General features: G+C 44.0%; 11 protein-coding genes. 8 read left to right on the top strand and 3 right to left on the bottom strand.

Annotation, left to right across the window (positions count from 1 at the left end; genetic code table 11):
* Positions 1–2 precede the first annotated feature (2 nt).
* From ACFGVR_RS03255 to ACFGVR_RS03230, 6 genes are all read left to right on the top strand, one after another.
* The gene (locus tag ACFGVR_RS03255; RefSeq protein ID WP_448701100.1) at positions 3–884 is read left to right on the top strand and encodes an SDR family oxidoreductase; all 882 of its coding nucleotides are present in this window, start codon (positions 3–5) and stop codon (positions 882–884) included.
* 147 nt (positions 885–1,031) lie between these two features.
* Positions 1,032–1,313: an ATP-dependent Clp protease adaptor ClpS gene (locus tag ACFGVR_RS03250; RefSeq protein ID WP_448701099.1), complete on the top strand. Its 282-nt coding sequence runs from the start codon at positions 1,032–1,034 to the stop codon at positions 1,311–1,313.
* Between the two features lie 289 nt (positions 1,314–1,602).
* Entirely contained in the window at positions 1,603–4,407 is a 2,805-nt protein-coding gene (locus tag ACFGVR_RS03245; protein ID WP_448701098.1) for a TonB-dependent receptor domain-containing protein, read from the top strand.
* A gap of 6 nt (positions 4,408–4,413) precedes the next feature.
* Entirely contained in the window at positions 4,414–5,823 is a 1,410-nt protein-coding gene (locus ACFGVR_RS03240; RefSeq protein WP_448701096.1) for a hypothetical protein, read from the top strand.
* A gap of 84 nt (positions 5,824–5,907) precedes the next feature.
* Complete coding sequence (locus ACFGVR_RS03235) at positions 5,908–7,242, top strand: histidine-type phosphatase (protein ID WP_448701095.1); 1,335 nt, start codon at positions 5,908–5,910, stop codon at positions 7,240–7,242.
* A gap of 109 nt (positions 7,243–7,351) precedes the next feature.
* Positions 7,352–8,722 carry a histidine-type phosphatase gene (locus ACFGVR_RS03230; protein WP_448701094.1) on the top strand — a complete coding sequence of 457 codons (1,371 nt, stop codon included), beginning with the start codon at positions 7,352–7,354 and terminating at the stop codon, positions 8,720–8,722.
* 53 nt (positions 8,723–8,775) lie between these two features.
* On the opposite strand, the gene ACFGVR_RS03225 is transcribed toward ACFGVR_RS03230, so the two are convergent.
* Positions 8,776–9,654, bottom strand: a complete 879-nt coding sequence (locus ACFGVR_RS03225; RefSeq protein ID WP_448701092.1) for a hypothetical protein — start codon at positions 9,652–9,654, stop codon at positions 8,776–8,778.
* Between the two features lie 135 nt (positions 9,655–9,789).
* Here ACFGVR_RS03225 and ACFGVR_RS03220 point away from each other — a divergent pair, with 135 nt between their 5' ends.
* Entirely contained in the window at positions 9,790–11,682 is a 1,893-nt protein-coding gene (locus ACFGVR_RS03220; protein WP_448701090.1) for a sensor histidine kinase, read from the top strand.
* A 3-nt stretch (positions 11,683–11,685) separates the two neighbouring features.
* A complete protein-coding gene (locus tag ACFGVR_RS03215; protein ID WP_448701089.1) occupies positions 11,686–12,378 on the top strand; it encodes a response regulator transcription factor in 693 nt (230 codons plus the stop codon).
* Positions 12,379–12,662: 284 nt separating this feature from the next.
* Here ACFGVR_RS03215 and ACFGVR_RS03210 read toward each other — a convergent pair whose 3' ends face one another.
* The gene (locus ACFGVR_RS03210) at positions 12,663–12,974 is read right to left on the bottom strand and encodes a hypothetical protein (protein ID WP_448701088.1); all 312 of its coding nucleotides are present in this window, start codon (positions 12,972–12,974) and stop codon (positions 12,663–12,665) included.
* A 9-nt stretch (positions 12,975–12,983) separates the two neighbouring features.
* Entirely contained in the window at positions 12,984–14,651 is a 1,668-nt protein-coding gene (locus tag ACFGVR_RS03205; protein WP_448701087.1) for a S8 family serine peptidase, read from the bottom strand.

Genomic DNA, 14,651 nt, shown 5'->3' with positions numbered 1-14,651 from the left:
CCATGATATCAGCAACGGCAGTTAAAGGCATGTTACGCGATGATGCCCTGCAGGGCAAAACCATTATAGTTACCGGCGGCGGCACAGGTTTGGGTAAAGCTATGAGCACTTATTTTTTGCAGTTGGGTGCCAATGTGGTGATCACCAGCCGCAAACTGGATGTTTTGCAAAAAACGGCTGCCGAAATGGAAGCGGCTACCGGCGGCAAGGTACTTGCAGTGCAATGCGACGTGCGCAACTACGATGAAGTTGAAGCCATGCTGCACCAGTCGGTTGAAAAATTTGGCCAGGTTGATGCCTTGCTCAACAATGCGGCAGGCAATTTTATATCGCCCACCGAAAGGTTGTCGGCCAATGCATTCTCCACCATTATCGATATCGTTTTAAAAGGCTCGGTAAACTGCTCGCTGGCTTTAGGTAAATACTGGATCGATAAAAAAATAGCCGGTACCATTTTAAACATCGTTACCACCTATGCCTTTACCGGATCAGCTTACGTGGTGCCATCAGCTTGTGCCAAGGGCGGTGTGCTGGCCATGACACGCTCTTTAGCCGTTGAATGGGGCAGGCACGGTATCCGCACCAATGCCATTGCTCCGGGGCCGTTCCCAACCAAAGGCGCGTGGGAGCGTTTGCTGCCCGGCGAAATGGCATCTAAATTTGATTTTAAAAACCGTGTACCGCTTAAACGTGTAGGCGAGCACCAGGAACTGGCAAACCTGGCGGCGTTTTTAGTTTCCGATTTCTCGGGATATATCAACGGCGAAGTGATCACCATCGACGGCGGCGAATGGCTGCAGGGCGCCGGCCAGTTCAGCGCCCTCGAGATGGTGCCTAACGAAATGTGGAACGCCATTGAACAGATGACACGCTCGGCGAAATAAGGTGGTGAATGGCGAGATGTGAGTGGTTTCTGTCATCTGCCAATAGGAGAGCGGTTTTAAATCCGAAATTGAAAACCGCGAAGCGCTCAATAAAGTTAATCCGAAATCCGAAATCAAAAAATCCTTCTTTTTCCGTAAATTCGCTGCATGTCAACTCATGTAGAAGAAGAAACACTCACGCTCGAAGAAGTATTAGCCGGACTGAAAGAAATGCACCGGTTAATATTATGGAACGATGACTTTAACACTTTTGACCACGTGATCTTTTGCATGATGAAATACCTCGACTACTCCCAGTCGCAGGGCGAAAAGATTGCCTGGAAAGTTCATAACGAAGGCAAATGTGCCGTATTGGAAGGTTCGTTTACCGAGATGGAAATTTACCGCAAAATATTGCAGCAGGAAGGTTTGACCGTTTCTGTTGATTGATAATGTAAGTATTTAATAGTCAAACGGATGGCGCTTGCTTTATGTTAAGCCAATATTAACATTAAATTACCTTTTTGCCAGATACTTTACAGCCCGGAAAAATTCAGAATTTCTCCAGATTTCATTCGTTTAATTGTGATATCATCGCTTTTTAACTTTAAAAGCCGTATAAAATTGATGCGGATAGGGCTACCTATGCCCGGTTAAGCATAATGTTATCTTAATCGGCGCGTAATGTTGTATTTACGTTGCTGCTGTTTCTTTGCGAAAGACTTTTTGCCCTTTCACAATGAAGAAACCTTTACTCCTGTTAGTACTCCTTTTATTTAGTATTGCCCCAATTTTTGCCGCAACTGTAAAAGGTATCATTACCGATAAGCAAACCGGCGAACCTTTAATTGGTGCCACCGTAATTTTAAAAACCCAAACGAAAGCCCCAAAGCTAACCGCGACTGGCCTTGACGGCAGTTTTACTTTTCAAAGGCTTGAAGCCGGCTCTTACGAACTCGAAGTTAAATATGTATCGTACGAAAAAAGCGAAACTAAATTTGAATTAAAAGATGGTGCGATCTATTTGGTAAAGCTTCAGTTGGCGCCCAAAGGCTCTGATCTGAGCGAGGTAACCATCGCCGGCAAGGCTGACGGTGGCAGCGACCAGGCCGCCCGCAGGATGGAGCAGCGCTCAGACCAGGTCTTAAATGCCGTTTCGGCTAAAACCATCGAAATATCTCCTGATATTACCGTAGCTAACGTAACACAGCGCGTATCGGGCGTATCTATCGAGCGTAGCAACAACGGCGAGGGCCAGTACGCCATTATCCGTGGTATGGAAAAACGTTATACCTACACCCTGGTTAACGGTTATAAAATACCAAGCCCCGATAACAAGAACCGTTATGTACCGCTTGATATATTCCCGGCTGATATTATTGAGCGCCTCGAAGTTTATAAAACGCTTACCCCGGCAATGGAAGGGGACGCTATTGCCGGTGGCGTAAACATGGTGCTTAAAAACGCCCCTGATGAATTTACGGTAAGGGCCAGCTTAGGTGCCGGTGTTTCACAAAGCGTAATGGATTATGGCTTCACCAAATTTGGTAATAACGATGTTTCGCTGCGTGCGCCGCGTATCCTTAACGGCGATCATTACAGCGCCACACTTGCCGATTTTTCAAACAACCCTCAGCATTTTACCAATTCAAAACTGCCTGTTGGTTCTTTAGGTAACATCAGCATAGGCGGCCGTACAGCCAATAAAAAATTAGGTGCGCTGTTTTCAGTGAGCTACCAAAATGTTTATAAAGATAACCAGAGCGTATTATTCGGCTCGGATGTGGACGTTAACAATTCGCCCGTAGTAACCGATATCACCCGTCGCTCATACAATATTCAGCAAGAGCGTACCGCTGCCATCGGTCGTTTTGATTACCGTATTAACGATAAAAACAAACTGTCGTTAGATGCCGATTATATCAATCTCAGCCAAAACCTTTATCGTTTCTCGTCTGATACCAGTTTAAACCTGCAGCGTACCGGCATTGGCCAGGGCCGCGTTACACAGGATCCACGCAGCCAGCGCGAAGTACAACAAATATATAACTTCGCTTTGCATGGCGATCATAAGCTAACCTACAATTTAAGCCTCAATTATACCGGGGTTTATGCCAAAGCTACTGATAACGGTAACCGTTACGATCTGGCATTGGTTACCAGCAACACATTGCAGCCAGGTGGCGCAGTGGTACAAGCCCCAGTAACTATCGATGCCTTAAAAGGTCAAACGCAAACTTTCAGCTATAACTCCGATCAGGATAAAAGCGGGTACGTTAATTTGGTTTACACGCCAAAAATAGGTGGTCAAAAGGTAATTATTACCGCAGGCGGTATGTATCGCAACAAAACCCGCAGCAGCACCTTCGATCAATATACTTTAGGCCTCGATCCGGCTAAAAGCTCAACACAAAACTACGACGGCAACATCGATAACAACTTTTTTAAAGTATCTACTTTAGAAGGTACCGCTAACGACCCGTTAAACTATAGCTTTACCGAAAATGTTGCTGCCGGTTATGGCCAGGTAAAATTCAATATCAATAAACTGGAAATATTGGCCGGTGCCCGTTATGAGCATACCGATCAAAGCTATTTTGATGCCCTGCCTGCCACACAGGAAGGTAAAACAGGTTCGATAAAATACTATGACATTTTGCCAAGCGTAAACTTGAAATATGTCCTTAACGATAAGCAAAACCTGCGCGCGTCATATTATTCGGCCATTAGCCGCCCTAACTTTTACGAGCTGGTACCGCACACCAGCGGCGACCCTGATGCCGACTACCAGGAAATTGGTAACCCGCATTTAAAACATGCTACAGCCGATAACTATGACCTGCGTTATGAGTTTTTTCCTAAAGGTAACGATCAGTTATTGCTGGGTGTTTTCTATAAAAGAATAGCAAATCCTATCGAGTACGCCCTCATCAACCTGATGGCTGCGGGCTCAGGCGGTTTTGCCTTACAGGCAGGTAACTACGGTACGGCCAACAACTACGGCTTTGAGGCCGATTTTACCAAGTACATCCATAATTTCGGTTTCCGTGCCAATTACTCTTTTACCAACTCAAATATCACTACTGCAAAAGGTCAGCGTTACCGCGATGCCAGTGGCAATATCACTACGCGCCAGGTTGAACAAACCCGCCCGCTGCAAGGCCAGTCGAAAAACATAGGTAACCTGTCGTTCCTGTATAAAGATAGCAAGTTGGGCCTTGATGCGCAGATCTCAGCAGTATATACCGGCGAACGCATTAACAGCGTATCAGCTTACCTGGATAACGATATCTGGCAAAAAGGCATCGTTACACTCGATTTTTCGGCCGAGAAAAGAATATTTAAAAAGTTTTCCATTTATGCTAAGGCCACCAACCTGTTAAATACACCTTACGAGTTGTTTGTAAAACTGCCTTACCCGCCGCTGGGCGCGTATGGTAACACCGGCCAGCCTATTGAGTACCAGGAAGCAGGTAAAAACACCTTCATCCGTAAAGATAACTATCAGCAATATTACATACTGGGCTTACATTATAAACTTTAACCGATCATGAAAAAGATATTTTACTTACTGTTAGCGCCCGTATGCCTGGCAGTTATTTTGAGCTCTTGCCACCAAACCGAAATTGTAAATATTTCGCCGCCGTTAATCCAAACAGCTAACGCTATTACATCGGACACCCTGAAAGGTACCGTTAAAGGCACGTTGCTGCACGGCAAAACCTACTATTTTAAAAGCGATATCACGGTTAACGATGGCGATACCCTGTTATTACAAAGCGGTGTTACACTTATTGCTTTAGGCGATGGCCTTAAACCCGAAACCGCTCCCGAAATATTTATGCACGGTACCTTTATCAGTTTAGGTACAAAAGACGAGCCTAACTACATCACCGTAAAAAATGCTGCTACGTTGCATGCCGAGGCCGCACAGCAAAACTATAACAACGTATTTTTAGGCTGGTGGGGCGGTATTACCTGTACACCTGCCGCGGCTACAGCTTCAAATCCAAGTCCAAAAGGTGGCGATTGTATCATCAAATGGACGCATATTGAATTTGGCGGCGGCCCTGCCGGCGCAGCCGATAACCAGGCTTTTTATGCTACCGGTTCACCGCGTTATAATATTTACTTTGCCAATATTACCAAAAATCTGATTGTTGAAGACTCGTGGTTTTTTGGTGCTAAAGATGATAACGTACGTACCGATGGCGGCAAGGTGAGCATTATGCGTAACACTTTTGAGCTTTGCAACGGCGTAGGCGGCGAGTTTTTTAACATGAAGAGCGGCACCGTTGGCGATCTGGCTTATAACATGTGCATCGGTTCGGGCACCAACTCGTTAAAAGCTTCTGATGCCGGCAGCACAGGTACCCAGTGTAATGTTAACATGTATAACAATACCTTTATAAATGGCGGTTTCCGTCAAACCAAATCAGGTCGCGGCGGCGCTGTTGATTTTGAAAAGCTGGCTAAAGGCAGGTGCTATAACAACCTGTTTATCAATTGCCGTTTTAGCATGCGGGTAACCAGCGATGCCGACGTAGCCAATGTTAGCTATAACAACAACCTGTTCTACGCTTCAACTACCGCTATCATGAACCAGTTTTATACCGCCGATAGCTTTACCGGTATCCCTAAAGGCAGCAACGACATTATTTCGACAACTACGGTAGGCGCTAACGATCCAACATTTTACTCGTATAATAGTGCGGCTGCGGCAACTTTCTTTGCAGCTAATCCGGGTCCTATAACACCTAACGTTATGCCGTTTGCCATCATCGCCATGAACACTTCAAACTTTAAATTAGTAGCGGGCTCGCCTGCTATTGGTAAAGGTAATACGTCAATTGTGCCTTACGGTACAGTTACCGCAACAGGTACACTGGGTACAACTATTACACCTCCGGGTCGTGATTTGGGTGCTTACCAAACTGATGGAACAGGTAACCAGCATTGATATTTGAAAACCAAACCTTTTCGATCGGGAGCCCTAACAACTCCCGATTTTTTTATGTTCAGTAATTTTTTGATCTTGTATAAAATGAATAAGCTTATTTTTTGTTCGCTTGCGCTGATCTTAGCCTCATGCACGGTAACGTTTGCCCAAAATTGTGATGATGCTTACTGGGGCACCAAAACCCTATATCAGCCGCAGCAAAAAAAGTATGCGCCGGTACCGCCCGGATATAAACCCGTATTCATCAACTATGTTGGCAGGCATGGCGCAAGGCATTTAACCAAGGATGTCAACACAACCCTGGCCTATAAATTATTACAAAAAGCCGATAGTGCCAAAGCCCTGAAACCAGATGGCAAAAAGCTGGAAGCTATGGTTGTTGCCCTGCAAAAAGTTGAGCAACCTTACCTCAAATCAATCTCCATCAGGGGGGCCGAAGAGCAGCAAGGCATTGGCGCACGTATGCGTTTGCACAATGCAGCTGTATTTGCCGATGACAGATCATGTCTTAACATAATCATAACTAAAGAAGAGCGCACCAAACAAAGTTCCGAAGCTTTTTTAAAAGGGTTAGGTTACAAAGGCTGTGTACAACCAATAAAAGTGGATAACGATGCACTCCGGTTTTTTTCCATCGCTCCGGCTTATCTCCAATTTGAAGAAAACGGCAGTTGGAAACAGCAGATGGACAAACTGGAAAAAGCGGTTAAACCAGCGGGGTTTGATATCAGGTTTTTAAACCGTTTTTTTGATGCCGGCTTTGTATCCCAACTTAAAACTGATGAGCAGGACGAATTTATAGATGATATTTTAGGTTTTAGCAGCATAACCAATTCTGTCAGTGCTGAAATTAAAAATGCAGGTTACAGGATCGCTGATCTGAATTTCCGCTCACTCATCATCTGCGATGAACTACGTGTGCTTGATGAATTAAATGGCGCCGATGAGTTTTTAAAAAAAGGCCCGGCTATGGATAGTAACGGTATCCAGGTACGCGATGCCGTGCCTTTGCTGGTTAACTTTATCAATACTACCGATAAATACATCGCACATCAAAACACAGCTGCCGAGCTGCGCTTTGCTCATGCCGAAACCATTGCGCCGTTTGCAGCATTGCTTGGGTTAAACGGTGCAGGTACCCCCGCAAAAAATATACTGCAATATGCCGGTGTTTGGCAAACATCAAAAGTTATCCCGCTTAGCGCCAATATCCAAATGGTGATGCTCAAAAACAACCGCAATAACTATCTGATTAAGTTTTTACTGAACGAAAAAGAAGTTGCAATTGGTGGCCTGGCTACCAAAACATTCCCTTATTATCAATGGGCAAATGTGCGATCGTTTTATTTAAATAAATTAACAAAATTGCATGTCGGCCTTACCGATGATATGCACGCCTACCTGATTAATCTGCAATAGCAATATTGGGTTTAAATAATTATTTTTGAACAGGAAACCTTTCAGCGGGTATTCTGGTATATACCATTAATATACTTAAACCGTTATCATCTAATCAAACCAACGTTAAATGAACAGGAAGCTCTTTTATCTACCTTTTTTTTCCTTACTGATCTGTGCAGATATCGCAAACGCTCAGGAAACCAATTGCGCATCTGAGTACTGGGGCAGCCACACACAATACCAGCCGCGCGATATCACGATCACAACAACTCCGCCCGACTATAAACCGATCTTTATCAACTTTATTGGTCGTAACGGAGCAGAGCACCTGGTAAAGGATATTTCAACAACGTTTGCTTTTTCATTGTTGCAAAAAGCTGATAGCGCTCATGCTTTAAAGGTTGATGGCCGCAAACTGCGTAAAATGCTGCTTAGTTTGCAGGTTATTGAAAAAGATAAACTGGATAGGATTTCGCTGTCTGGAATTGCTGAAGAAAAGGGGATAGGTACACGGATGTTAGCTTTGTTTGGTGATGTATTCGCTAAGAAAAAATGCGTTGAGGTTGCCACGATAAACGAAGACCGTATGAAACAAAGCGCTGAAGCATTACTGAGCGGATTGAGACATACCCTCAACGAACCCGCTTGCGACATACCAAGCTATAACGATGATGACAACATTAACCCTTTTGCAACCGCGCCATCGTTAATTCAACTAGTGAAAACCGGCGATTGGAAAGATAATGTTGAGAACATACGCGATCAAAAAAAGCCCGAAAATTTTAACATCAGGTTTTTAACCCGCTTTTTTGAACAAGGGTTTTTTGATAAGATAGAAGAGGCTGATCAGAACCGCTTTATCCTCGATCTGTATAAAACAAGTACCGTGATCAACTCTATTCACCGCGAAATTGTTGCCGCCGGTTTTACGCTCGAACAACTGGATATGCGCTCGTTTTTTACCTGCTCTGAATTAGCATTGTTTAATACGTTAAACTCGGCCGAAGAATATTATAAAGCAGGTCCGGGTGGCGATAAATCGGGCATACAGGTAAGGGCCACAGTACCATTGCTGGTCAATTTTATCAATACCACCGATGCATACCTGGTGAGCCCTAACGTGGCCGCTAGCATCAGGATAACCAATGCCGAAACAATAGCCTCGTTTGCTGCATTATTAGGTATTAAAGGTGCAAGCAAAGAAAGTGGTGATATATTTAAATTTGAAAAGGTTTGGAAAGCCGACGAGGTTATCCCGCTGAGCGCAAACATCCAATTCATATTATACAAAGGCCAAAGCCCTGATACGCAGCGCGATTACCTGATTAAGTTTTTATTGAATGAAAGGGAAGTGGCTATTACCGGGTTAAAAACAAACAACTTTCCGTATTATAAATGGGAAGACGTAAAAGAGTTCTATATCAAAAAATTAAACGATGAATGGGACGTTGAGAAATTGAGCGATAATATGCACAATTACCTGATGAAACTTAAATAAAAAAAGGGGCCCGGTTTCAAAAACCGGGCCCCTTTTTTTATGCTCAATTAAAACTATTCTTCTTTGGTTATTTTGCGTAAAGCCAGTTTTCCGGCTTGTTTAACCTGTAGGTAATAAACGCCGTTTTTCGGTAAAACAAAGCTCTTCTTAAACTCGGCTCCGGTAGCCTTACCTTCCCATAATACGGCGCCTTCGCTGTCTTTAAACTGCACATCGGCAGCAGCCTTATTGGCTAAAGTAAAACTTAAGGTAGTTTTCCCCGTCGAAAACGATTGTGCAATGTTCAGATCCTGTATGTTTAGATCGGTTGTTTCGGTACCGGCTATTTTTTTGACCTTTTCAGCGCTGGCATCACTTACCGTAAAATTGATATGCGTGCTTATACCGTCTTTATCGGTGTTTGAGTAGCTAAAGTTTTGCGAATTTTTACGGCCGCCGCTCATAATCAGTGTGCTGTAACCACGCCCGTTACCACCCATGGTCCTGCTTAAACTAAAACCCTGTGCTATTTTTGGTGCCATGTCGCCATCGCCGCGTACCATGTTGGCTATTACCATTTCTTTGCCGGTGCTGTCTAAAGTCATGCTATAAGCGTTGGCCATCGGTGTAAGGCCGTTAGCACCGCGTCTATCAATGGTAACAACGGAGTTTTGGCCACCTTTTCGCTTAACCAATATCCTGCCGCCATCGCCGTCTTGCATCGTGATGCTGATATGGTCGTTTAGTTCGCTTAACTTTTTTAATGCATCTTTACGGTCGGCGGCCGAAAGATCTTTGATATTTTTGCCGTTAATGGTCGTATCGCTGTTGTTAATGTTCACCATAAATTCTTTATGATCTTGCGCCTTAACTGCAAAGGGCAGCGCCAGGATGAGCATAATGCCCGCAGCGAACGACAGTTCGAGGATTGGTGAGATACTGTTTTTTTTCATGACACAATTGGTTTTAATATTGTTGACAACTAAAAACTAAGTTAAAGAAGTATTCGGCTATATTTTGTTAAATGATATGTTAAATAATGTTAAAGCAAATTGTATTAGCCTATTGTTCAATATTTTTGTAGTTACATGAAACGAAAAAGCATAATTATCATTACCGGGTTAATGGCTTTGGCCTTAATGGGAGTAATAGCTATGCAGTTTTATTTCCTGCGTCAATCATACCAGTTACAGTCCGATCTGTTTGACCGCGATGTTAAAGCCGCCCTGAATAATGTGGTTACCCGCATCAGTAAGCAGGATGCCGTAAATTTTTTAAACGAAAAGGTTAGGCGCCAAAACAATTTTGTGGCTGTAGCCGATACGGCAGATAAAAAAGGGAACCATTCGCAGGCAAAGATCAGCATGGTAAATATTGCAAATGCGGATATGACGGATGACGGACTTATTCACCTGCCAACAAGCAAAAGCAACCCTGCGCATAGCCAGCGGATAGCCCAACTGCGCGACAGCGTTAACCGGATGCTGCAGCAAAGCAGGCTTCAGCAGGAGATAGAAGACGTGAGCCGTGCCGTGAGCATACAAACCAGTGTTGAAGAAGACGAGTATGGGCGCGCGGTACAATTACAATATGTTACGATTAACCCCCGAAATAATTTTACTTTATCAGCAAAACAAAAACAAGCGCTCCAAAAGGCAAAACAGGTTAAGTATTTAGATACTTTGCACTCTGTATACACCGACGCGCAATTTGGCCGGCAGGTAATATCAATACCACGGCTTAACCCTTTATGGGTGCAGGAACAGGAGCGCATACGCAACGAAAAACGCATAAAGGCGGTTAGAAAGTTGTTAATAGAGGCCGAAAATGCTCAAATGTCGGCTAAGGTGCCAAGGGCTGCGCAAACTATTTTTGAAAACCTGGGGCGCGAGTACTCACGAAAGGACGAACCACTTGAAAAACGGATCAATCCCATATGGATAGATACGCTACTCCGGGTTGAATTAAATAGCCACGGTATTACGCTGCCTTTTAGTTACGAGGTTACGCAAGCGCATAACGACTCGGTGATATTTTCTAAAGCGATGGATGTTGATGGGCAAAAGCCGCTTTTTATACCGGCCAATACCTACCACGCCTCAATTTTTAGCCAGGAAGTGATCAGGGATCCCGGTGATCTTAAAGTATACTTTCCGCAAAAAAACTCGTTAATATTGAGCCAGATGGGCGGTACTATGGCTACCACCGGCGGTTTGTTGTTGTTCTTTGTTTTCTGCTTCGGTTTTACCATCTACTCTATCTTAAGGCAGAAAAAAATATCGGAAATGAAAACCGATTTCATCAACAACATGACCCACGAGTTTAAAACCCCGGTATCAACCATTATGATAGCCAGCGAGGCTTTAAAAGATGCCGAAATAGCCCAGGATAAAAGCCGCGTAGCTAAACTGGCTGGTATTATTTACGAAGAGAACGTTCGCCTGGGTAGCCATATCGAGCGGGTGCTAAACATTGCACGTATTGAAAAGAACGACTTTAAGTTAGATATCAAAAAGATCGAGATCAACGAACTGATTGCCGCCGTTTTAGACAGTATGGCTTTAAAGCTGCAAAAGCACAACGTTAAACTTGATCTCAGCTTAACCGAGGACGAATTGTTTATCAAGGCCGATGAGCTGCATTTTTCTAACGTGATCTATAACCTGATTGATAACGCTATAAAATATAGCCGCGAAGCGCCCGAAATTACCATCACCACTACAGTTAACCGTAATAACCAGGCGGTAATTAAGGTTGCCGATAAGGGCATAGGTATGAACAGCGATCAGCAGAGTAAAATATTTGAGCAGTTTTATCGTATACCTACAGGTAACCTGCACGATGTTAAAGGCTTTGGCCTGGGTCTGAGCTATGTTAATACCATTGTAAAAAGGTTAAACGGCACAATTAGTGTACGATCCGAAAAAGATAAAGGCTCTGAGTTTGAATTAAAATTCGATCAGGTTGATCCTGGCAAATAATAAATGATGAAAATATTACTGGTTGAAGATGATCCAAATTTAGGACTGCTGTTGCAGGACTACCTGCAGCTTAAAGGTAAGTTTGAAGTAATACTTTGTAAAGACGGCGATGAAGGGCTCAAGGCTTTCACCAAACAACAGTTCGATCTGCTGATACTGGATGTGATGATGCCCAAAAAGGATGGCTTTACCCTTGGCAAAGAGATCAGGAAAATGAACGCCACCGTGCCTATTATTTTCGCCACTGCCAAAAGCATGATCGAAGATAAGACGCAGGCCTTTAACCTTGGCGGCGATGATTACATCACCAAACCGTTTCGCATAGAGGAGTTGTTATTACGCATTAACGCCTTGTTAAAACGTGTTAACGATACCGGGAAAGATAGTGTTGAAAAGCAAACCCATTTTAAAATAGGTAAATACGAGTTTGATTATACCACCCAGATCATTTACGATGGCGATCAGAAACAAAAGCTGTCAACTAAAGAAGCCGAATTGCTCCGTCTGCTCTGCCTTAAACAAAACGAAGTACTAACCCGCGAAGAAGCCCTTTTGAACATCTGGCATGATGATAACTACTTTAACGGCCGCAGTATGGATGTGTTTTTAAGTAAGATACGCAAATACCTTAAGGACGACTCAAAGGTTGAGATCATCAACGTGCACGGTAAAGGGTATAAGTTGCTCGTAAACTAAAGGCTAAAAAACAAAAACTCGTCATGCCGAATTTATTTCGGCACCCCATCATAACGGTCAACGCCCTGCTTATAAACGTCACGCAATCTTAAACTATCTCTTGCGCTCGTTTCCAAACGCTACAGCATTGCCATTTTCGCAACCAAAAATTAAAACAGGGGGGTAATTGTCGGTATTTTTAACATTGTTTTCGTTGCCCAATTATCAAATTGGCAATCAATTTAGCCTCGCGCTTTCGTACAATATACGTATTTTTTCGCACAAATGCGCGTTTTAATGCAAACTTACTCGCCAGTTGCCCGGAACGCAGTGCGCTTAAAATGCCGATAAGCAAACCAGCCGCCAAGTGCCACGCCAATCACCGTCACAAAAATACCATTGAAGATGGATGGCTCCGGATGATAGCCGGTGTTTGACGATATCTCGTAAAAAAGGTTGAAGACTGGGCCGGTTTTTATCCCATCAGTATCATATGCTTCCGGATCGCCAATGATGATATCGCCTATCAATATGTTTATTACATTCGCCACGATAAAGCCAGCCAGAACAAAAAATGCCGTGACGATCGCTCTCCGGATAACTTGTTTTATTTTCATTACCCAACCCTACTCCGCCTTTCCAACATCTACTTTCAACTCCCCCTTAGTCTTCGCCGCGATCAACAACGCCTGGTACGCATTAACAATGCCGCCGGTTTTGGATAGGGTAGAAAAGTCAACCTTTTCGCTGGTACTGCCCGGTTTATAAACCATGGTGCCTGTTAACGGCTTTGCAGATTGCAGGATGATCTGTTTTACCTGTTTGGCACTTAAATGCGGGTAATATTCTAATAATAAAGCCGCAAGTCCGGCAGTGATTGGTGAGGCGAAGCTGGTGCCATCTGCGGTATCAAATTCGGCATCCATCTCTATCGAAGTTACTTTTACGCCCGGTGCAAAAACATCTACGTTCTTTTTACCATAATTGCTAAAAGTTGCTGCCAGTTTTTCATCATTGTTTTTAGCTGCCGATGCACCAACGGAGATCACATTATCCCCGGTTCTTACCAGGCTACCCTCCATGATGTCATTAGGATATTCGGGGGTAGCATCCACATCCTGGTTTTCATTACCTGCGGCCATTACCAATAAAACATTTTTGGCTGCGGCATATTTAAAGGCGGCATCAACCCAGTCTTTATGCGGCGATATTCTTTTACCAAAGCTCATATTGATCACCTGTGCCCCGTGGTCAACCGCAAAGCGGATGGCATTAGCTACATCCTTATCATATTCATCGCCATTAGGCACGGCCTTAATAACCATAATTTTTACATTATCGGCAACACCATCAATACCGTAACCGTTGCCGCGTTTGGCGCCTATTAAACCGGCAACACCCGTACCGTGCGATGCATCTTCGTACTTCACAATGTTATTGCCATAATGCGGGTTGCTGTTATCGTCGGGGTTATCGCCAATAATATTTTTGCGGTTATCCAGGTCGGGGTTGATATCGTTATTGGCTTTGCTGAGCTGCTCGGTACAATCCTTAATAATTTTGGTGCTGTTGCTGGCCGGGTCCTGCTGCATAATCAGTTTCCAAAACTCTGTACTTTCTTTCAGGGTATCGTTTGTCGGGGTTATCTTATTCAGGTCGGCTAAGGTAAAGTCGGCATTGGGCAATAGGTGCAGGCCCTTTTTGATCACGCCGCTTGTAGCCACCAGCGCGTTAACCAATGGCGCCAGCTGCTTATAATCATTTTGCGAACCGGCCACGGTCGAATCGCGGGTGGCCTTTACCTTTTTCCAATATTCATATTCCTTTTTATCGGCGGCAGTGGCATAAGTAGCATTGGCATATTTGCCCTTAAGGCGTTCGTACTCGCGTACCTCTTCGGTAGTTTCGTTAAAATCGCATTTGCCGTTTGCGCCGCCTAAAAAGTTCCAGCCGTGCACATCGTCAACATAACCGTCGTGGTCATCGTCTATACCATTACCGGGTATTTCTTTTGGGTTGGTCCATAAAATACCTTGCAGGTCTTTTTGTAAGGTATCAGCACCGCTATCAATAGTAGCTACCACTACCGTTTTACTTTTTTTGCCTTTTAGCAGTTGGTAAGCTTTGTTTAAGCTGATACCATAATAGCCATCGGCCTTCAAATCAAGCTGGTGCCAGTTTTTTGGCGGTTGCGGCTCACCCGCAGTAACAGTTGCCTGCGCTTTAACCTCAACATTAAATAGCAAGGCCCCGCAAAGCGCAAAGCCCGATAGCTTCTTAAAAAATTTTGACAT

It is taken from the genome of Mucilaginibacter aureus, from assembly GCF_053514885.1.
Note: the sequence above shows the minus strand (reverse complement) of the source record. Positions and strands in the feature narration are given on the sequence as shown.